Raw genomic sequence first — 19,843 nt, 5'->3', positions numbered from 1 at the left:
CGTACGGCCGCCCGCCGGCAGGGGAGGGGACATGCGCACAGCACAGCGTCGTTCCGCACGGGGAAGACCACCGGGGCCTCAGGCGGCGGCCCCCGCCGGGCGCCGCCGCCCCGCACGTCACAGACCCTGGCCCGCCTGGTGCGCGGCCCTCGCCCTGGCCGTCGCGCTCGGACTGCCCACGGCCGTACCCCGGGCGCAGGCCCGCCCCGCGGACGGGACCGCCACCGCCCTGCCGCCGCTCCCGGCGCCCGACGCACACGGGCTCGACCTCACGCAGTGGCGCGAGGTGCCGGGCTTCGACGGGCGGCTGGGGGAGGCCACCTTCCTCACCGACGCGGTCTTCGCCCCGGCAGGAGCGGGCAAGCCGTCCATCGACCCCCTCCGCAAGCCGGTCAAGGTCCGCATCCACCTGCCCGCCCACTACGACCCGGCCAGGCGGTACCCCGTGCTCTATCTGCTGCACGGCGGCGCCGCCGATGTGAAGCAGTGGTCCGAGCCCGGCGACGGCGACATCGCCCACACCCTGGAGGGCACCGCGTTCGACGGCATCGTCGTGATGCCCGAGGGCGGCAAGGCCGGCTGGTACAGCGACTGGCCCGGACACACGGACGGCAACTTCGCCCCGCAGTGGGAGACCTTCCACATCCGGCAGCTGCTGCCCTGGATCGACGCCAACTTCGCCACCCGCGCCGAGCGGTCGGGCCGGGCCGTGGCCGGGGCGTCGATGGGCGGACTCGGCGCTCTGAAGTACGCCGCCGCCCACCGCGACCTGTTCTCCTCCGTCGGCGTCTTCTCCGGCGGCACCGACATCCGCCCGGCCGCCGCACAGCGCACCGTCAACGACTCCCTGTGGTTCTACGGCGCGGCGTTCTCCTGGACGGGCCTGCTGGACGGCACCTACCGGGTCACCGGCAGCACCGCCCACCGCATGGAGACCGTGTTCGGGCCCGCCTCCGGCTGGGCGGCCTTCAACCCCGTGCAGGTGGCCGCCACCGAGGCGTCGTACAAGGCGTACGACGGGCGTCTGGCCCTCTACGCCGGTACCGGCGAGAGCGATATCCATGAGTGGAATGAAGCCCTCCACGCCCCGCTCACCGCCCGCGGGGTCACCCACCGCTACTGCACAGGGCCCGGCGGGCACGAGATGCGGCTGTGGCAGCAGGACCTGCGCAACTTCCTCGACTACATCCACGGCTCCGGCACCCGCTCCTGCCCCAACGGCTGGGCGTCCCCCACCTCCTGACGCCCTCCTTCCGCCCGCTGTGACCGGCCGGCGGAGCCACCGCGGCCACCACCACTCGTTCGGGGGGAGTGAGAGCCGCGCACAGCGGGCAACCGGGAGCGATGAGCATCTTGCGGGACGTCGAGAACAGGATGGAACGCCTCTCCAACACCCTGTGGGGGCTGCTGCGGCGCGGCGGCGAGGAGCAGGTCGAAGTGGTGGACATGCTGCGCCGCGAGTGTGAGGCCAACGCGGTCATCGTGGGCCGGGGCCGCACCGTGGTGCCCAACTCCTTCGTGCTGGAGCTGCCCCGCGACAGCTACGACCGGCTGGCCCAGGAGGCGGGCGCGGTCGGGGAACGGCTCGCCTCCGAGGTGCGCCGGCACGCCGCCGAACGGCACTTCAGCTTCGCGGGCCCGGTCGCCGTGTGGCTGCACCCGCCACGTGACGGGCAGGAGCCCCGCCGCTACCGCCTGCACAGCAGCATCACCCCGCGGCCCTGAACCGGCCGGTCCCAGGAACCGGGTGGCCCCTGAACCGGCCGGTCCCAGGAACCGGGCCCCGCCAGGTGTACGCGGGGGTGATCGGGTCCACCCGGAGGGCATGAGCTACGCCAATCCCGACCCGGACCCCGCCCACACCACCGGCCTGGAGGAGGGCGGCCAGGTCCCGCCCGGTGAGACCCCGCCCGCGGAGGGCAGCACCTCCGAGGCGGGCCCGCGCGAGACCCACAACCCGACCAAGGGCTGGCGCACGACCCCGCTCATCCTGATCGGCGCGGTGGTGGCCGTCTTCCTCGTCTTCTTCCTGGGCTACCTGCTGGGCCTGTAGCACCTGCCGGTGCGCACGGAGTCCCCCACCGAAACGGAGCCTCAAGCCGGAACGGAGCCCTCAGCCGAAGGCGCCCGGCCCCGGCGCTGCGGTGAGGGTCAGGGCTCGGCCCGGGCGAGTCCGAACAGGGCGCCGTGCGGATCACAGACGGTGACTCCGCCCTCCGGCAGGGCCACCGGGGACCCCCCGTTCCGCCGAGCCGCGGCAGCCGCCCCCTCGGGATCGGCGACCGGGAACGTCACCTCCCAGCGCGGCCGGGCAGCCGGCTCCGGATCACCGGGCCTCGCCCCGGTACGCAGCCGCGGGCCGGTCCCGCCCGGCGACGGCGCCCCGTCCGGGCCGCGGCCCAGAACGGCGCCGTAGAAGGCGAGCGCGCCCTGCGGGTCACAAGTGCGCAGGCACAGTCGAACGGGCGCCCGACCGGCACCCACGCCCCAGCGCGGGGGCGCCGTGCCCTGCCACAGCCCGAACGCGGCACCGCACGGATCGGCGCCCAGCACGGTGCGGCCACTGCCGAAGTCCACCGGGCCCACCGCGACCGTGCCGCCCCGCTCCGCGATCAGTTCGGCTGCCCCGTCGGCGTCCTCGACCAGGAAGAACACCGTCCAGCGGGCGGGCAGGCCCCGGGCCGCCGCGGCCTCGTTCAGCCCCGCCACCGGCTCTCCCGCCAAGGTCGCCACCCGGGCCTCCGGGGCGAGCGCCCCGTCGTCGAACGACCAGCCCAGCACCGCACCGTAGAACGCTTCCGTGGCCCGCCGGTCGGGGGTCGTCAGACTCACCCAGCACGCCGTCCCGGGCAGCTCCGCCATCCGAGTCCTCCTGGCTCCGTCGCCGCACCCCGCGGCCCGCCTGCCGCGAGAGGGGGCGGGTGCCCGCCGGTGACCGGCGGAAACGCGACGGTGCCCCGGGCGGCCGGGGCGGGTGGCCGACACGCTGCGTAGGTCCGCTCCACACTCCCCGCGAACGGGCGTGACCTGCGAAGATGCCGCGCGGCGTGGTGTGTGTCACGGTGAAAAAGGGCCGCTGTAAACCCGGCGGCACCCACGCCATATCTGTCCGGAAGCGGACTGGGGGATCGCTTCTCGCCTGTCTTGCACAGCACCCATGTGAGACGTGGGAGTGAGCAGCCCATGAACACCACGCGGTTCCGCACCAACGAGGACGGCACCCGCACCCGCCCGGCTGCCGAGGACACCCGGGCGGCCACCGAGCACCTCCCCGACACCCCGGATCCCCGCGACCTCGCGGAGGCCGGTGCGACCACCGAGGCCGTCGAGGCCGGCGACGCCGTGGACGCCGCGGAGGCCAGAGCCCCGGAGGGCGAACCCGGGGCCCCGAGGACCGGGGCCAGGACCGTCACGTCCTCCGACACCCGTCGTACCCATCACGACGCCCCCGACACCGCGGCCGACTTCGCCGAACTGGTGAGGCTGCCCGACGGCCCCGAACGCCGCCGGCTCCAGGACTGCGTCGTCACCGCCTGGCTGCCCATGGCCCACCGGCTCGCCCGCAAGTTCCGCAACCGCGGCGAGTCCCTGGAGGACCTGGAGCAGGTCGCGGCGCTGGCCCTGGTCAAGTCCGTCGAGCGGTACGACCCGGCGCGCGGCAACGCCTTCGAGACGTTCGCCATCCCCACCATCTACGGCGAGCTGAAGAGGCACTTCCGGGACAACATGTGGGAGATCCACGTCCCCCGCCGGGTCCAGGACCTGCGCAACCGGGTCCGGGCCAGCATGCGGGAGCTGGAGCTGACCTCCTCCGGGCGCGCGCCCACCGTCCCGGAGCTGGCCGCGCACGCCGGGCTGTCGGAGGAGGACACCCTCACCGGCATGGAGGCGCTCCAGTGCTTCAACTCGCTCTCCCTGGACGCGCCGGTCTCCGCCGAGGCCGGCGGGGGCGGGGACGGCGCGGGCGACGGGGCGATCTGCCTCATGGACACCCTCAGCTCCGACGAGATGGGCTACGACCACGTCGTGGACCGTGAGGCGGTCCGCTCCTGTCTGTGCCGCCTCCCCGAGCGGGAGCAGCGCCTGCTGTACCTGCGGTTCTTCCGGGAGCTCACGCAGTCCCAGATCGCCCGTCGGCTCGGGGTCTCGCAGATGCACGTCTCCCGCCTGCTGGCCGCGGCCTGCCGCCGGGTGCGGGAGGAGATCGAGGAGGGCGAGGGCGGCGGGCAGGACGAGCGTGAAGCCGACCGCCACACCGGCCCGCCCAAGGCGGCCTGAGCCCCGGCGGGGGCTTGAGCCCCGCGCCCCCGAGGGACCCGTGCCCGAGGCGGACCCGGATCCTGTCCGAGGGGGCTTGGGCCCGGCCCACGAGGGGCCCCGCCCATGAGGGGCCCGCCCTCGCCCGAGGGAGCTTGAGCCCTGCCCCCGGAGCCGGGCCGAGCCCCGACCCAGGCGCGGGCCGGGCCCTTGCCCCGTGACACGGCCCGGAACCCGCCCGGGGAGGAGCCCGTGACCGAGCGCATGCCCGTACCCGAGAGCGATGCCACCGCAAGGGGGACGCACCTGTATGGCCACTGCCGCACCCCGCCCGCTCGCCGTCGTCTTCGACGTCCTGGAGACGCTGATGCGGCTCGACCCGCTCGCCGCCCGTTTCGCGGACACCGGTCTGCCGCCCGCGGCGCTCCACCCGTGGTTCCTGCGCCTCCAGCGTGACTGCATGGCGCTGGCCCTCACCGGTGAGACGGCCGGCTTCCGCGACGCCGCCCGTGAGGCGCTGCGGGTGGAGAGCGGGCAGACGGTCCGGGACGCGGACGTCGATCACGTACTGGAGGGCTTCCCCCTGCTGCCCGCCTACGACGACGCGCTGCCCGCCCTGCGCCGGCTGCGGCAGGCCGGTGTGGCGGTGGGCTGTCTGACGGTGGGCGAAGCCGAGGTGACCCGCGCCTTCCTGGAACGCAACGGCCTGGCCCCGAACGTGACGCAGGTGGTGACCGCCGGCGAGGCCGGGGCGTGGAAGCCGGCGAGCAGGCTCTACCACGCGGCGGCGCACCGTATGGGGACACCGCCCGCCCGGACCGCCGTCGTCGCCGTGCACGCCTGGGACTGCCACGGCGCCACCCGTGCCGGACTGGTCAGCGGCTGGTGCGCCCGCCTGGAGGGCCGCCACAGCTCCCTGTTCGCCCAACCCGACGTGACCGGTGAGGACTTGACGCAGGTGGCCGAAGGGCTGCTGGCCCTGCCCGCGCCCGCCCCTTGATCACCAACCTCGCTCTCCCTTCCGGAACGGCGGGTTCTAGCCTGTGCGGCAAGCACATCGGCACCACCTGACCGAACTGACGGAGAGGCGACACATGACGGCACTGCCGCAGCCCTTCGACGAGTCGTTCCGTGCCATGCCGCACGCGGTCTACAACAAGCTGCGGGACGAGAAAGCCGTGCACCGGGTCGCCCTGCCCGACGGCACCGCGGTGTGGCTCGTCACCCGCGACGCGGACGTACGCGCCGGGCTCGCCGACCGCCGGCTGTCCGTCAACAAGGCCCACTCCACCGGCGGTTACCAGGGCTACGCGCTGCCGCCCGCCCTCGACGCCAATCTGCTCAACATCGATCACGACGACCACATACGGCTGCGCCGCCTGGTCTCCCAGGGCTTCACCCCGCGTCGCGCCGAGGCCATGCGGGCCGGCATCCAGGCGGTGGCCGACCGCCTCGCCGACCGGCTGGAGGAACGGCTGGAGAGCGAGGGGACGGCCGACCTCGTCCACGACTTCGCCACCCCGCTGCCGCTCACCGTGGTCTGCGACCTGTTCGGTGTGCCCGAGCCGGACCGCCGTCCGTTCGGCTCCTGGGTGTCGACGATGCTCGCACTGGAGAGCCCGCAGCAGGTCGCCGAGGCGGTCACCTCCGTCCACGATTTCCTGCGCGCACTCGTGGACGAACGGCGGAAGGCGCCGGGCGACGATCTGCTGTCCGCGCTGATCGCCGCCCGCGACGAGGACGACCGGCTGACCGAGGACGAACTGTGCTCGCTGGCCTTCCTCGTGCTGGGCGCCGGTATCGAGAACGTCCAGCACCTGCTCAGCGCCGGCTTCCTCGCGCTGCTGCGCCACCCGGGGCAACTCGCCGCCCTGCGCGGCGACTCCTCACTGCTGCCCGACGCGGTGGAGGAGCTGATGCGGTACGCGCACTCCCAGCTGACGGCCATCCGCCGCTTCCCCACCGAACCCGTGGAGATCGCCGGTACCACCATCCCGGCCGGTGACACCGTGCTGCTCTGCCCGGCCTCCGCCAACCGCGACCCGGAGCGCTATCCGGCGCCCGACCGGCTCGACATCCGCCGCCGCGACAACGCCCACCTCTCCCTCGGTCAGGGCATGCACTACTGCCTCGGCGCGCCGCTGGCCCGTATGCAGACCGGGCTCGCCCTGGAGACCCTGCTGGGGCGTTTCCCCGGTCTGCGGCCGGCCGTGGAGGTGGACCGGCTCCAGTGGCGCACCTCCTTCCGCTCCCACGCGCTGCGGGCCCTGCCCCTCACCCGCTGAACAGGTGCCGATCTCTCGCGCGGAGCAGGCGGTGAGCCGCTGTTGAGCCGACGCCCTCCCGCTGCGGCGTCACCCGGGCGGGCAGTTCGGCGGGGCGCTACATCACCCACCCGGGTGGCGCCGGTACCGGGCTACGGCTGAAAACCTTCCATCGTGGCAGGTCAGGGTCCAGCGTGGACCCTGACGGATGTCAGGGTGGGGATAGGATTCCCGCGGCCGAAGGGGGAGGGCGCACCATGGACACGGTCATCGTTCAACTGCCGGGTCGGGAAGGCCACGTGAGCGGCTCCTCCGACGGCAGACCGCACCTGCTGCACCTGGGCCCGGGGGAGACGGCCGACTTCGGACGCGGCGGCCCCGGCAGCCCGGTGCGGATCACCCTGGACGACCCCGGGGTGTCCCGCCACGCCGGGGTGATCACGGCCGCCGAGGACTACTGGCGGCTGTCCAACTACAGCGGCCACGCCACCTACGTCGTCGAGAACATGGAAGGCGCCGGGGAGCACATCAAGGTGCCGCCCGGCAGGCTGGGCGCGCCCGTGCCCTTCGAGTTCTCCCGCGTGGTGCTGCCCGCCAGCGACGGCGAGGTGGACTTCAAGGTGTTCGCGCCGGAACACACCTACCTGGACGCGGGGACGGGCGTACCGGCGGGCGAACCGACCCAGAGCCCGTTCGCCCTCGACCAGACCGCCAAGTACTTCCTCGTCCTGCTCGCCCTGTGCGAGCCGAGGCTGCGCGATCCCTCCAGCGGCGCGATCCCCGGTGTCAGCGAGGTGCTGGAGCGGCTGCGCCCCCTGGAGGGCTGTCACGACCTGACCCGGTCGGCTGTCAACTACCACATCGACTATCTGGCCACCGTGAAACTGCGGCTGCGCGGCGGTGAGGAACGCGCCGCGGGCACCAGCCGCAAGCGTGCCGAACTCGTCGCGCTCGCACTCCGCTTCGACCTCGTGCGCGAGGAACACCTCGCGCTGCTGCGCCCGTCCACGCCCCGCGACCGGGTGGGGAGCGGCATGCATGGCTGAGAGCGCGCACTCCCGGATCGACCTGCCCGCCGGCTACCGGGTGGGCGACTGGCTGCTGACCGGCCCGATCGGCGCGGGCAGTTGGGGCGTCGTGTACGCGGCGACCCATGCCACCGACGGCGGCGAGGCCGCGGTCAAACTGCTGCCCACCCATCTGCTGCCGCCCGGCCAGCGCGCTTCCATGGAACAACTGGTGCGGCGCGAGGTGCGGTTCAGCCTGGACACCGACCACCCGCACGTGGTGCCCACCCGCGAAGTCCTCACCGTCCACGACCCCGAGCGCCCCGAACTCGACGGCGCCACCGCACTGGTGATGGCCCGCGCCGACGGCAGCCTCCAGGACGTGCTCGCCGCACACCGCGACAGCGCGCCCGCACCACTGCCCGACGCCGGCCGCATCCTCGCCGGGGTCGCCGCCGCGCTGGCCCACATCCACGGGCGCGGCTGGGTCCACGGCGATCTGAAGCCCGGAAACGTGCTGCTCGCTCCGGACGGCGGGGTGTGGCTCGGCGACTTCGGACTCACCGTCGAACTCGACGGCACCCACGCCTATGTGCCGCCGCTGGGCTCCCTCGACCACGTACCGCCCGAATGGTGGTCCGACCGGGAGGGCGGGCGCAGCGTGGTGCGGCCGACCGCCGACATCTGGGCGTTCGGCGTCCTGGCCCACCAGGTGCTCACCGGCGGTCTGCATCCGTTCCCCGGCTCCACGGCACGGGCCCGCGCCCTGGCCGCCCAGGCGTACGCGCGCGGCAACGCCACCCTGCGCCTCGAAGCCGGCGTCCCGGACGGCTGGCGGGAACTGATCACCGACTGTCTGCGGCCCGACCACGCCTCCCGGTCGGCGCTGGACGCCACGGCCCTGGCCGCCCGCGCCGGTGCGCCGGCGCGCGGGGGCCCCGGCCGCCGGTCCGGCCGGGCCGGGCGCCGTACGGCCGTGGTGGCGGCGGCCGTCGCCGTACCGCTGGTGGCTGTCGCCACCACGGCCGCACTGCTGCTCGGCCAGCACGACAAGGCCGCCTCAGACAAGGCCGCCTCCGACGAGCGCCCGCCGGCGGCCTCCCCGCCCGTGCCCGGCGCGATCCCCGCCGGCTCCGACGTGCCCCGCGGCCTGCGCCCGGTGATCACCGCCGCGGCCCGCCAGTGCCCCGAGAAGGAGGTCACGCCCGCCTTTCTGGCGGCGATGCTCAAGGCTGAGAGCGGTTTCGACGCCGATGCCAGACGGCCGGAGACCGACGAGTACGGCATCGCGATGTGGACCCCGTCGGTCTTCAAGGCCTGGGCCAAGGACGGCGACCGCGACGGCGACAAGGACTACATGTCGCCGCCCGACGCCATCGCGTCGATGGCCGGCTTCGTGTGCTGGCTGGACCAGGAGTACAAGAAGAAGGGCCTGCGCAAGGACCTGCCCGCCCTCATGGCCGCCGGCTACCGCACGAGTTCCCGTACGGTCATCGAGGCCGGCGGCGTTCCCGACCGGGTACGGGAGCACACCGACCGCGTGGAGCGTTATCTGCGCGACTACACCCGCTGAGCGGCGGCCGTCAGGCGGCGGGCCCCGGGCACAGCAGTGCGGCGGAGCCCCAGGTCAGCCCGCCGCCGAACGCGGTGACCAGGACCCGCGCCCCGGGGCGCAGCCGTCCGGCCTCCTGGGCGTCGGCGAGCGCCAGTGGAATGGAGGCGGCCCCGGTGTTGCCGACCTCGCGCAGATGCAGTGCGCACCGCTCCTCGGGGATGCCCAGACGCTTGCCGACCGCGTGCAGGATGCGCGCGTTGGCCTGGTGGGGCACGAAGTGGTCGACCTCCTCGGGCCGCCACCCGACGCGGTCCAGCACCGTGCGGCACGAGGCGGTCATCCGCTCGATCGCCTGCTGGAAGACCGCCGCGCCCCGCATCCGGAAGTAGCGGTCGCCGGGCTGGTCCGGGGTGCCGCGGGAGCGGGAGCGGGCGCCGCCGCCGGGCACCGTGATCAGGTCGTACCCCTCGCCGTCACTGCCCAGATCGAAGGCGAGCAGGGCGCCCGGCGCGTCACCGCTGTCGCCGCGGGCCAGCAGGGCGGCACCGGCGCCGTCGCCGAACAGCACCCCGGTGGAACGGTCCTCCGGGTCGAGCCAGTGCGAGTAGATGTCGGCGCCCACCACCAGCACCCGGTCGAACAGCCCGGCGGCGACGGTGCCCTGGCACAGGGCGAGTCCGTAGACGAAGCCGCTGCACACGGCGGAGATGTCGAACGCCGGCACGGTGCCGAGCCCGAGCCGGGCCGCCACCGCGGGTGCCGTGGCCGGACACAGATGGTCGGGGGTGGCGGTGGCCAGTACGAGCGCGTCGACCGGTGGCCGGCCCGCGCGGTCGAGGAGCCGCCGGGCCGCGTGGTGGGCCGCGTCACCGGTGGAGGTGCCGGGGTCGGCGACGTGCCGTCGTTCGATGCCCGTCCGGGTGCGCACCCACGCGTCGTCCACCTCCCACTGGCGGGGCAGCAGCGCGTTGGGCACCACCCGGGGCGGCACCCAGCCGCTGACGGCTTCCAGCACCACCGGCCGCAGCGAGGTGGCGGGCGCGGCCAGTACGGACGGGGCAGGGCGGCTCAGCACGCGGTGGTCCGCGGGACGGCGTGGGCGGCCGGGACGTTCTCCAGGCGCACGAGCACCAGGACCCCCTGTGGTCGGCGGCGGCCCGGTGGGACGGTACCGGGGCGCCGGTGACGGATCGGACTGAAAGAGGCGAAGACGCGTGGATTCAGTGGACGAGTGGACGGGCGGAGGCCGCGCGGCTGGGCGGCGGCAGCCCCCTTTTCTACCCCAGCGTCCACCGCCGCACGGCGGCCCGGCGGTCCCGCTCCGCCCGCCGTGGCCCTGCTTCCGGTGCTCTGAGCTGGCCGTTCGCCGGCCGGGGCGGTGTCCGGCGCGTGTGGCCCCTTCGCCCGCGCGGGGGACAACGCGTGTCCACCGAAGGTATGAAGCGCCGGTCTGGAACGCTGGGGTACCCGCACGCGGTACCGGACGCACGGCGAGGAGGCGCAGCCCCATGACCGATCCTGCCGAGCAGGCGCCGAGGGCGGCGGACCTGACAGCGCTCGGCCGGTCGCTGAGCGGATGCCGGGCCTGTCCCCGGCTGGTGGAGTGGCGCGAGGAGGTCGCACGGGTCAAACGGCCCGCCTTCCGCGACTGGGACTACTGGGCGCGGCCCGTGCCCGGGTTCGGGGCCACCGACGCGCGGCTGCTGCTGATCGGCCTGGCCCCGGCCGCGCACGGCGGCAACCGCACCGGGCGGATGTTCACCGGTGACCGCGCCGGGGACGTGCTCGTCGCCGCGCTGCACGAGCTGGGGCTGGCGTCGCAGCCGACCTCCACCCATGCCGGGGACGGGCTGGAGCTCCACGGCGTCCGGTACACCTCCCCGGTGCACTGTGCGCCGCCCGCCAACAAGCCGACCCCCGCCGAGCGGGACACCTGCCGCCCGTGGCTGGTGCGGGAGATGGAGCTCCTGCACCCCACGGTGCGGGCGGTCGTCGCGCTGGGGGCCTTCGCCTGGCAGACCGTGCTCCCGGTGCTGGCCGAGGGCGGGTGGCGGGTGCCGCGGCCCCGTCCGGCGTTCGGCCACGGCGTCCGCGTGCAACTGCCGCCCGCCCAGGGCGACGCCGCGCCGTTGGCGGTGCACGGCTGCTACCACGTCACGCAGCGCAACACCTTCACCGGACGGCTCACCCCCGAGATGCTCCGCGACGTGCTGCGGTCCGCGGCTCTGGAGGCGGGGCTGGACCCACGCTGAACCGTGCCCCGCCGGACCGTACGGCACCGCACGGTCCGGCGGCGCGGGGTCAGTCGCCCTCGCCGGGGTCCCAGGCCCAGGCGCCGCCGCCGCGCCACTCGATGAGCGGGCCGTCCAGGGAGATCTCGTCCGGGTCGAACCCGGCGTCGCCGAGCAGGGCGAGCACGTCGTTGACGTTGTAGGCCCGGCCCAGGATCGCCCCGCGGGCGCGCACCCGGCGCCCGCCTTGCGCGTCGGCCGGGTAGACGATGATCGGTGCGTCGGCCATACCTCCAGCCTGCGCCGGGTGCCCCGGGCGCGCATCCCGGTCGCCCGCCGCGCCCGGGACGCCGGGGTCACTCCTTGGTGCCGGAGCGTCCGGCCGGCTGGGGGCGCCGGTAGGTCTCCCCGGTCATCTCCTCCAGCTCCCGCTGCTTGGTCTCCGGCAGCTTGCCGCGCACGAAGAAGAAGGACAGCAGGGCGAAGCAGGCGAACGCGCCGTAGAGCCAGGTCAGACCGACCTTGCGGGTCATCGGCTCGAAGGAGAAGGTGACGATGAAGTTGAAGATCCAGTTGGAGGCCGTGCCGATGGCCAGGGCCATGGCCCGCATCCGGTTGGGGAACATCTCCGCCAGCATGACCCACATGATCGGGCCCCAGGAGAGAGCGAAGAAGATCACGAAGGCGTTGGCACCGACCAGTGCCATCGGCCCGTACGGGTCGGGCAGGGTCACATCGGTGCCGCTGCCCCGCTGGTGGGAGAAGGCGACCGCCGTCAGCGCGAGGGCCAGGAACATGCCGACGGAACCGATGGACAGCAGCCTGCGCCGCCCGACGCGGTCCACGAACATCATCGAGACCACCGTCATGACCACGTTGATGCCCGCGGTGATGACCGATGTGGTGAAGGACTGGGACTCGCTGAAACCGACGGACTTCCACAGCGTCGTCGAGTAGTAGAAGATCGCGTTGATGCCGACCAGCTGCTGGAAGGCGGCCATGATGATGCCGGCCCACACCAGCGGGTGCAGGCCGAAGCGTTCGCCGCGGATGTCCCGGAAGGAGCTGCGGTGCTCCTTGCGGAGCGTCTCGCGGATCCGGGCGACCTTCCCTTGCGGGTCGGGCTCGCCGCTGACCCGGCCCAGCACGGAGGCGGCTTCGTCGTCGTGTCCCTTGAGCACCAGATAGCGGGGGGACTCGGGGATCAGCAGGGCCAGCAGCCCGTAGACGGCGGCCGGGATGACGCCGACCAGGAACATCCACCTCCACGCCGGCATGCCGAACCACAGGTCGTGGGCGGCGCCCCCGGCCGCACCCGCCAGGCCCTTGTTCGAGCTGAGGACGACGAGCTGGCCGATGGTGATGGCGAGCTGCTGGAGCGAGCCGAGCGCGCCGCGGCCGGAGGCGGGCGCCACCTCGGAGATGTAGGCGGGCGCGATCACGGAGGCGATCCCGATGCCCAGTCCGCCGATGACGCGCCACAGCAGCAGATCCGGTACGGAGAAGGCGAAGGCCGAGCCGGCCGAGCTGGCGATGAACATGGCCGAGCCCAGCAGCATCACTCTGCGCCGGCCCCATCCGTCGGCGAGCCGCCCCGCGTACCAGGCGCCGACGGCACAGCCCAGCAGTGCGATGGACACCACGAACCCGGACAGGAACGCGCCCATCTCGAAGTGGCCCGACAGGGCGTCGACCGCGCCGTTGATCACGGAGGAGTCGAAGCCGAAGAGGAAGCCGCCCACCGCGGCGGCGATCGAGATGCCGATCGCCTTGCCGTGGGGGCCGGAGGGTGAGGAGGCCGGCGCGTTCGGTGCCGTCTCAGCCATACGCCATATCACCTGACCAGTTTGTGCAGATAAGTCCGTATCGTTCCGTACTCCCGTCGACGAGGCAACATCCACCGGCGAGAGTCGGAGTCCGCATACCACCGACAGGCAGGGCCATGCGTCCGCGGACCCGGCGGCCGGGGACGGGAGGGAGAGGGGCCCGCCCCGGCGCCGTGGGGGGGCTCGCGGGGGCAGCCGCCCCGGGGCCGGTCGGACGGCCGCTAGCGTGCCGCCTCGGTGAGGGCGTCCAGGACCGGGCTGATCAGCGGGTGTTCCTCGGCGCCGCGCCGTACGGCGGCGAACACGCGACGGGTGGGGGCGATGTCGTCGACGGGGTGCACGGCGACGGCCCCCACATCCGTGCCCAGCAGCGCCGACCGCGGTACGAGGGCGACGCCCGCGCCGGCCGAGGCCAGGGCGACCACGGCCCGGAAGTCGTCGGAGAAGTGTTCCATCCTGGGCTCGAAGCCCGCGTGCTCGCAGGCCAGCACCACCACGTCGTGACAGGGGTTGCCGGGGAACGGCCCGATCCAGGTGTCCTTGGCCAGCTCGGCCAGCGGCACCCGGCCGGCCTCCGCCAGCCGGTGCCCCCGCGGGACGACCGCGTCGAAGGGCTCCGCGTACAGCGGCACCCGCCACAGCCGCGGATCGTCCGCGCCGGGCGCGCCCCGGTACTCGACGGCCACCGCCACGTCCGTCTCCCGGTCCAGCACCATCGGCAGGCTCTCGTCGCCCTCCGCGTCCCGCACCCGTACCCGGATGCCCGGCGCCGTGCGGGCCAGCCGGGAGAGCGCGGGCGCCACCACCAGGCCGATGCCGGTGGCGAAGGACGCCAGGTTCACCTGGCCCGCGGCTCCCGAACCGTAGGCCGCCAGCTCCGCCTCGGCACGCTCCAGCTGGGCGAGAACGCGATGGGTGTGGGCCAGCAGGATCTCCCCGGCGGGGGTGAGGCGCACGCCCTTCGCGCCGCGCTCGACCAGCCGGTGGCCGGTCTCCTGCTCCAGCGCTGCGAGCTGCTGGGAGACGGCCGAGGGGGTCAGATAGAGCGCGGCGGCAGCGGCGGTGACCGTGCGGTGGTCGGCCACCGCACGGAGGATGTGCAGCCGCCGCGCTTCGATCACGCGACCGATTCTCCCCCAGCGGTCCGCGCCAGTTCCGCCCGGGATGCGACGAACGCGTCCACCGCGCGGTGCACGTCCTGCGCGGAGTGCGCCGCGGACAGCTGCACCCGGATCCGGGCCTGGCCCTGGGGCACCACCGGGTAGGAGAAGCCGATCACGTAGACGCCGCGCTCCAGCAGCAGCTCCGCCATCCGCCCGGCCTCCGCCGCGTCACCGATCATCACCGGGGCGATCGGGTGGTCGCCGGGCAGCAGAGTGAAGCCCTCCTCGGTCATCCGGCGGCGGAACAGCTCGGTGTTGGCCCGCAGCCTCTCGCGCAGGTCACCGGCCGACTCCAGCAGGTCGAGCACCTTCAAGGAAGCCGCCGCGATCACCGGTGCCAGGCTGTTGGAGAACAGATACGGGCGCGACCGCTGCCGCAGCAGCGCCACTATCTCGGCGCGGGCCGCCACATAGCCGCCCGAGGCGCCGCCGAGCGCCTTGCCGAGGGTGCCGGTGATGATGTCCACCCGGTCCATGACGCCGTGCAGCTCGGGGGTGCCGCGTCCGCCCTCGCCGACGAAGCCGACCGCGTGGGAGTCGTCCACCATCACCATCGCGTCGTACCGCTCGGCCAGGTCGCAGATCTCGGGCAGCGGCGCCAGATAGCCGTCCATCGAGAACACGCCGTCGGTGACGATCAGCCTGCGCCGCGCGTCCTGCGCCTGCTTGAGCTGCTGCTCCAGGTCGGCCATGTCACGGTTGGCGTAACGGAAGCGGCGGGCCTTCGACAGCCGGATGCCGTCGATGATCGAGGCGTGGTTGAGAGCGTCGGAGATCACCGCGTCCTGTTCGCCCAGCAGCGTCTCGAAGACACCGCCGTTGGCGTCGAAGCAGGAGGAGTAGAGGATGGTGTCCTCCTGGCCGAGGAACGCCGACAGCCGCTCCTCCAGCTCCTTGTGCACCTCCTGCGTCCCGCAGATGAAGCGGACCGAGGCCATGCCGTAGCCCCAGCGGTCCAGCGCGGCGTGTGCGGCGGCCAGCACCTCGGGGTGGTCGGCCAGGCCCAGGTAGTTGTTGGCGCAGAAGTTGAGGACCTCGCCCGGCCGGCCGCCCGCGGTGACCTCGACGGTGGCGGACTGCGGGGTGCCGATGACCCGCTCCGGCTTGTGCAGCCCGGCCGCGGTGATCTCGTCGAGGGTGGCGCGCAGCTCGTCGCGTACGGAGTCGAACATCTCTCTCAGGTCTCCAGGAGGTAGGTGGGAGGGAGGGTCAGCGGGTCCAGTCGAGGATGACCTTGCCGCCCCGGCCGCCGGCCGCGTCGTCGAAGGCGGCCTCGAAGTCGCGGTAGCCGTACCGGCCGGTTATCACCGGGCTGAGGTCGAGGCCGCCCTCCAGCAGCACCGACATCGCGTACCAGGTCTCGAACATCTCCCGGCCGTAGATGCCCTTGAGCGTGATCATCGAGGTGACGATGCGGGCCCAGTCCACGGCGAAGTCCTCGGCGGGCAGACCGAGCATCGCGATCTTCCCGCCGTGCGTCATGTTCGCGATCATGTCGCGCAGCGCGGCCGGGTTGCCGGACATCTCCAGCCCGACGTCGAAGCCCTCGCGCAGCCCCAGGGCCCGCTGGCCGTCCGCGACGGTCGCGTCCGAGACGTCCAGGGCCAGCGAGGCGCCCACCTTGCGGGCCAGCTCCAGCCGCTCCTCGCTGACATCCGTGACGACGACGTGGCGGGCACCGGCGTGCCGGGCCACCGCCGCGGCCATCAGCCCGATCGGACCCGCACCCGTGATCAGCACGTCCTCGCCGACCAGCGGGAAGGAGAGCGCCGTGTGCACCGCGTTGCCGAACGGGTCGAAGATCGCGGCGATGTCCGGGTCGACCGGGGTGCGGTGCACCCACACGTTCTGCTCCGGCAGTGACACCAGCTCGGCGAAGGCGCCGTCCCGCCCCACCCCGAGCCCCACCGTCGCCCGGCACAGATGTCGTCGGCCCGCCAGACAGTTGCGGCAGGTGCCGCACACCAGATGGCCCTCGCCGCTGACCCGGTCGCCGGGCTTGACGCCGGTCACGTCGCGGCCGGTCTCCACCACCACGCCGGTGAACTCGTGCCCCACCACCAGCGGGGCCGTGACCGCCTGCCGGGCCCAGCCGTCCCAGTCGCGGATGTGCAGATCGGTGCCGCAGATGCCGGTCCGCTCCACCTTGATGAGGACATCGCCGGGACCGGTCTGCGGTTCCGGCACCTCGGCCAGCCACAGTCCGGGTTCCGCCTTCTGCTTGACCAGCGCCTTCACGCCACGGGCTCCTGTCTCGTCTCGCGCCACGGCAGGGCCCGGTGCGGGCCACACCGGCCCTGGGCCCTGGTACGGGAGGGGATGGCGGTGCCGAGGCGCGCCGCCGGGACGAATGTGCCGCACAGCGGCCCCGGAATCCATCGAGGATTTCTTAACCGGGCCCCCAGCTTCCCTTCACGCGCCGTCCGGACCGCCCCTCCCTCCCGCCGGGCCGGAGGGCCCGCCCTCCGGCCCGGCACGCGGTGCGGTCGCGCGGCCCGCCGCGCCGCGTTATATGTGGCGTATGGGCGAGCACGACCGGCGGCTCGATCCGCCCGTCTCCCCGATGACGGCCCGCACGGTGGAGGTCACCCCCCGCGCCGGAGGACTGGCGTACGAAGCCAAGTGGGACGGCTACCGGACCATGCTGTTCGCGCGCCCCGACGCCCCCCGCCTCCAGTCCCGCCGCGGCACCGACCTCGGCCCCGGCTTCCCCGACCTCCTGCGGGCCGCCGCCGTACTGGGCCACGAGGCAGTGCTCGACGGCGAACTGGTCGTCATCGAGGACGGCGCCGTCAGCTTCGGCCGGCTCCAGTCGCGCGCCCAGCGCACCGGGCCCCGCGCCGAGGCGGCAGCCGCCGCGCACCCGGCCCACTTCATCGCCTTCGACCTGCTCGAACTCGACGGCGACCTGATCATGGACCGCGCCTACCGGGAGCGCCGCGCCCTGCTGGAGGAGCTCTTCACCCGTCACGACCTCCAGCCCCCGTGGGCCCTGTGCCCCATGACCACCGACCCCGACCGGGCCGAGGAATGGCTGGACCCGGCCTGGGGGCGCGTCGGCATCGAGGGCATGGTCGTCAAAGGACTCGGCCAGCCCTACCGGCCCGGCGAACGCGGCTGGCGCAAGCTGCGGGCCCGCGCCACCGCCGAGGCGGTCGTCGGTGCCGTCACCGGGCCCGTCACCGCGCCGGACATGCTGCTGCTGGGACGGTACGACGACGAGGGGGAGCTGCGCCTGGTCGCGCAGAGCGCCCCCGTCCCCACCACGCTCCGCCGCGAACTGGGCCGGCTGCTGGTCCCCGCCGGGCCCGGCCACCCCTGGACGGACGCCCGGTTCCGCTCCGGCTGGGGCAGCCGCGACATCCTGCGGCACCGCTGCGTGGACCCCGCGCAGGTGGTGGAGTTCGAGGCCGATGTGGCCTTCGACGAGGGTCGCTGGCGCCACCCGGTGCAGGCCCGCCGTGTGCGGGCGGACGTGGGTGTGCCGCAGGTGCCGCGGTTCGGGGAGCAGGGCGCTTAGCCCGTGGTGGGGGCGCGGAGTGGGCGGTGTGCCCTGTCCGGACCAGTACGGCGCGCAGCGGGGCGTGACGCGGTGCAACGTGGAAGGGCAGCGTCCCCTGCCGTCGGCCGGGCGCCCGGCCGCACGTCGCACGACGACAAGGAGTCCCCATGCGTCGCCTTCCCCTCCCGTCCCGCACCGCCGCGGGCATCGCCGCCCTCACGGTGGCCGCCCTGGTACCGCTGTGCGGTGTCGCACAGGCAGCCGAACCCACTCCGGGCGGCGCCCCGTCGGCCACCGCGCCCGGCCAGGCGTCCTCCGGCACCGGTCAGCAGGGCCGACCCAAGAAGGATCAGCGCCTCGTCAAGCTGGGCAAGAACGAGGGACTGTTCGGCCTGGGCGTCCTGTTCCTGTGACATCCCTCCGCCGCGCCGCTCACGTGACATCGCCTTCTCGTGACATCGCTCCGCATCCGTGAGCCGCGTGTGCCCCGTGTGCCCTGCCCCGCGTGGGCGGGGCACACGGGCGGGGAGCGGGGCCGGCCGGGCGGCGGGAAGGTGACGGCGTGCTGATCATCGATCTGCCCCCGGGCGATCCCCGGCTGTCCGCCGTGCTGCCCGTACTGCGGGAACTGCGCCCGCACATGACCGACGATCTGTTCCACGAGCTGTACGCGGAGGGCCACCGGCAGGGGCTGCGGTTCACCGCCGCGTTCACCGAGGAGGGGGAGGGCGCGGAGGCGCCGGGCGGCGGGGAGTGTCTCGGCGTGGCCGGCTGGCGCGTCATGGTGCGCACCTTCGACATGTGCACGCTGTACGTCGACGACCTGGTCACCACTTCGGTGCGCCGCTCCTCGGGTGTGGGCCGGGCACTGCTGGCCCATCTGGAGGAGCGGGCCCGTGCGTCGGGCTGCCGGACGCTGAGCCTGGATTCGGGCACCCAGCGGCTGGACGCCCACCGCTTCTACATGCGTCAGGGCATGGGCATCGCCGCGTTCCACTTCACGAAGCAGCCGGCGGGGGACTGAGCCGGGCCTCCGCACCGCTCCGGCGGCGGCCCTCCGGAGGGGAACGCGCTGGTGTGCGGGGGATGGTGTGGGCTAGGGTGATGGCGAGACGGAACGGTTCGTCGCGTCAATGGGTGTGACGGCTGCCGTCCGCGCGCCGTGGCGCGCCGTACGAGAGGGGATGGGCCGCTGTGCCGGAAACCGCATGCTGGATGATCACGGGTGCCTCACGGGGGCTGGGCCGCGCCTTCGCCGAGGCGGCGCTGGAGGCCGGGGACCGGGTCGTGGCCGCCGCCCGCGACGTGACACCCCTCGACGGGCTGGCGGAGCGCCACCCCGGCCGGCTGGTGCGGCTGCCGCTGGACGTCTCGGACCGTGACGCCGTCTTCGCCGCCGTGGACGAGGCCGTCGCCGCGTTCGGGCGGCTCGACGTCGTCGTCAACAACGCGGGCGGACTGCTGTACGGCATGGTCGAGGAGGCCACCGAACAGCAGATCCGCGACCACTTCGACGTCAACTTCTTCGGCGCCGTGTGGGTCTCGCAGGCCGTCGTCGCGAAGCTGCGCGAGCAAGGAGGCGGGCGGCTGCTCCAGGTCACCTCGATGGGCAGCGGCGGCGGCATGGCCTCCGTCGGCTTCTACGGAGCGGGCAAAGCCGCGCTGGAGGCGGTCAGCGAGGCGCTGGCCATGGAGGTCGAGGAGTTCGGGATCGAGGTCACCGTCCTCCAGATGGGCGGCTACGACACCGGACTGTTCACCGCCGGTACGACCGCGACCGAACCCGACCCGGCGTACGAGGCGCTGCGCGCCCGGCTGGCCGGGATGTGGGGCGACGACGCGGGCCCGGACCCCGCCACCGCGGCCCCGCTGGTCCGCGAAGTGGCCGCCATGCAGGAGCCGCCACGCCGTCTGGTCGTGGGCGGCAAGTCCTTCGACATGGTCCGCGAACTGCACGCGGCCCGCGCGCGGGAGTACGACGCCACCGAACGGCTCAGCCGGCTGGCACCGGGCTGAGCCGCCCGGCCGTCGTGTCCGC

At 73.9% G+C, this 19,843-nt stretch carries 20 protein-coding genes; 13 read left to right on the top strand and 7 right to left on the bottom strand.

Going from position 1 to position 19,843, the window contains the following annotated elements; genetic code table 11:
- Positions 1-31 precede the first annotated feature (31 nt).
- From IO40_RS34885 to IO40_RS0118165, 3 genes are all read left to right on the top strand, one after another.
- Complete coding sequence (locus IO40_RS34885; protein WP_051719266.1) at positions 32-1,243, top strand: alpha/beta hydrolase; 1,212 nt, start codon at positions 32-34, stop codon at positions 1,241-1,243.
- A gap of 101 nt (positions 1,244-1,344) precedes the next feature.
- Positions 1,345-1,725, top strand: coding sequence for a DUF3662 domain-containing protein (locus IO40_RS0118170; protein ID WP_031175748.1), 381 nt, complete (start codon positions 1,345-1,347; stop codon positions 1,723-1,725).
- A gap of 100 nt (positions 1,726-1,825) precedes the next feature.
- Entirely contained in the window at positions 1,826-2,053 is a 228-nt protein-coding gene (locus tag IO40_RS0118165) for a DUF6480 family protein (protein WP_016467948.1), read from the top strand.
- 98 nt (positions 2,054-2,151) lie between these two features.
- On the opposite strand, the gene IO40_RS0118160 is transcribed toward IO40_RS0118165, so the two are convergent.
- Complete coding sequence (locus IO40_RS0118160) at positions 2,152-2,862, bottom strand: VOC family protein (RefSeq protein ID WP_016467947.1); 711 nt, start codon at positions 2,860-2,862, stop codon at positions 2,152-2,154.
- A gap of 321 nt (positions 2,863-3,183) precedes the next feature.
- Here IO40_RS0118160 and IO40_RS33750 point away from each other — a divergent pair, with 321 nt between their 5' ends.
- The 5 genes from IO40_RS33750 (at position 3,184) to IO40_RS0118135 (ending at position 9,101) form a co-directional block, all read left to right on the top strand.
- Complete coding sequence (locus tag IO40_RS33750) at positions 3,184-4,278, top strand: SigB/SigF/SigG family RNA polymerase sigma factor (protein ID WP_016467946.1); 1,095 nt, start codon at positions 3,184-3,186, stop codon at positions 4,276-4,278.
- A 289-nt stretch (positions 4,279-4,567) separates the two neighbouring features.
- Positions 4,568-5,257 (top strand): HAD family hydrolase, encoded by a 690-nt coding sequence (locus tag IO40_RS0118150; RefSeq protein ID WP_031175747.1) that lies wholly within the window; start codon positions 4,568-4,570, stop codon positions 5,255-5,257.
- Positions 5,258-5,351: 94 nt separating this feature from the next.
- Positions 5,352-6,542 carry a cytochrome P450 family protein gene (locus tag IO40_RS0118145; protein ID WP_033229057.1) on the top strand — a complete coding sequence of 397 codons (1,191 nt, stop codon included), beginning with the start codon at positions 5,352-5,354 and terminating at the stop codon, positions 6,540-6,542.
- 236 nt (positions 6,543-6,778) lie between these two features.
- A complete protein-coding gene (locus IO40_RS0118140) occupies positions 6,779-7,567 on the top strand; it encodes a hypothetical protein (protein WP_016467943.1) in 789 nt (262 codons plus the stop codon).
- The gene (locus tag IO40_RS0118135) at positions 7,560-9,101 is read left to right on the top strand and encodes a serine/threonine-protein kinase (protein ID WP_031175745.1); all 1,542 of its coding nucleotides are present in this window, start codon (positions 7,560-7,562) and stop codon (positions 9,099-9,101) included. Before IO40_RS0118140 ends, IO40_RS0118135 begins: the two co-directional genes overlap by 8 nt.
- A gap of 10 nt (positions 9,102-9,111) precedes the next feature.
- Here the strand turns inward: IO40_RS0118135 and IO40_RS0118130 are convergent, their stop codons facing one another.
- The gene (locus tag IO40_RS0118130) at positions 9,112-10,158 is read right to left on the bottom strand and encodes a beta-ketoacyl-ACP synthase III (protein WP_016467940.1); all 1,047 of its coding nucleotides are present in this window, start codon (positions 10,156-10,158) and stop codon (positions 9,112-9,114) included.
- Positions 10,159-10,591: 433 nt separating this feature from the next.
- Between IO40_RS0118130 and IO40_RS0118125 the strand changes: the two genes are divergently transcribed.
- Positions 10,592-11,335: a uracil-DNA glycosylase gene (locus IO40_RS0118125; protein WP_016467939.1), complete on the top strand. Its 744-nt coding sequence runs from the start codon at positions 10,592-10,594 to the stop codon at positions 11,333-11,335.
- Between the two features lie 49 nt (positions 11,336-11,384).
- Here IO40_RS0118125 and IO40_RS0118120 read toward each other — a convergent pair whose 3' ends face one another.
- The 5 genes from IO40_RS0118120 to tdh all read right to left on the bottom strand — a co-directional run bounded on the left by IO40_RS0118120 (position 11,385) and on the right by tdh (position 16,541).
- Positions 11,385-11,603: a hypothetical protein gene (locus IO40_RS0118120; RefSeq protein WP_016467938.1), complete on the bottom strand. Its 219-nt coding sequence runs from the start codon at positions 11,601-11,603 to the stop codon at positions 11,385-11,387.
- A 67-nt stretch (positions 11,604-11,670) separates the two neighbouring features.
- A complete protein-coding gene (locus tag IO40_RS0118115; RefSeq protein ID WP_030408018.1) occupies positions 11,671-13,140 on the bottom strand; it encodes a sugar porter family MFS transporter in 1,470 nt (489 codons plus the stop codon).
- 221 nt (positions 13,141-13,361) lie between these two features.
- Positions 13,362-14,261 (bottom strand): LysR family transcriptional regulator, encoded by a 900-nt coding sequence (locus IO40_RS0118110; RefSeq protein WP_016467936.1) that lies wholly within the window; start codon positions 14,259-14,261, stop codon positions 13,362-13,364.
- On the bottom strand, positions 14,258-15,475 hold the full coding sequence (locus IO40_RS0118105; RefSeq protein ID WP_016467935.1) for a glycine C-acetyltransferase: 1,218 nt from the start codon (positions 15,473-15,475) through the stop codon (positions 14,258-14,260). The genes IO40_RS0118110 and IO40_RS0118105 overlap by 4 nt, the downstream gene beginning before the upstream one ends.
- A gap of 37 nt (positions 15,476-15,512) precedes the next feature.
- Entirely contained in the window at positions 15,513-16,541 is a 1,029-nt protein-coding gene (gene tdh, locus IO40_RS0118100) for an L-threonine 3-dehydrogenase (protein ID WP_016467934.1), read from the bottom strand.
- Positions 16,542-16,824: 283 nt separating this feature from the next.
- Here tdh and IO40_RS0118095 point away from each other — a divergent pair, with 283 nt between their 5' ends.
- The 4 genes from IO40_RS0118095 (at position 16,825) to IO40_RS0118080 (ending at position 19,821) form a co-directional block, all read left to right on the top strand.
- Positions 16,825-17,823 carry an ATP-dependent DNA ligase gene (locus IO40_RS0118095; RefSeq protein WP_106963602.1) on the top strand — a complete coding sequence of 333 codons (999 nt, stop codon included), beginning with the start codon at positions 16,825-16,827 and terminating at the stop codon, positions 17,821-17,823.
- A 149-nt stretch (positions 17,824-17,972) separates the two neighbouring features.
- Positions 17,973-18,218, top strand: coding sequence for a hypothetical protein (locus IO40_RS0118090; protein WP_016467932.1), 246 nt, complete (start codon positions 17,973-17,975; stop codon positions 18,216-18,218).
- Positions 18,219-18,367: 149 nt separating this feature from the next.
- Positions 18,368-18,829: a GNAT family N-acetyltransferase gene (locus IO40_RS0118085; protein WP_016467931.1), complete on the top strand. Its 462-nt coding sequence runs from the start codon at positions 18,368-18,370 to the stop codon at positions 18,827-18,829.
- A 170-nt stretch (positions 18,830-18,999) separates the two neighbouring features.
- The gene (locus IO40_RS0118080) at positions 19,000-19,821 is read left to right on the top strand and encodes an SDR family NAD(P)-dependent oxidoreductase (RefSeq protein WP_234336551.1); all 822 of its coding nucleotides are present in this window, start codon (positions 19,000-19,002) and stop codon (positions 19,819-19,821) included.
- The last annotated feature ends 22 nt before the right edge of the window (positions 19,822-19,843 follow it).

The sequence above is a fragment of the Streptomyces albus subsp. albus genome (genome assembly GCF_000725885.1).
In the GTDB taxonomy this organism is placed as follows: Bacteria; Actinomycetota; Actinomycetes; order Streptomycetales; family Streptomycetaceae; genus Streptomyces; species Streptomyces albus.
Note: the sequence above shows the minus strand (reverse complement) of the source record. Positions and strands in the feature narration are given on the sequence as shown.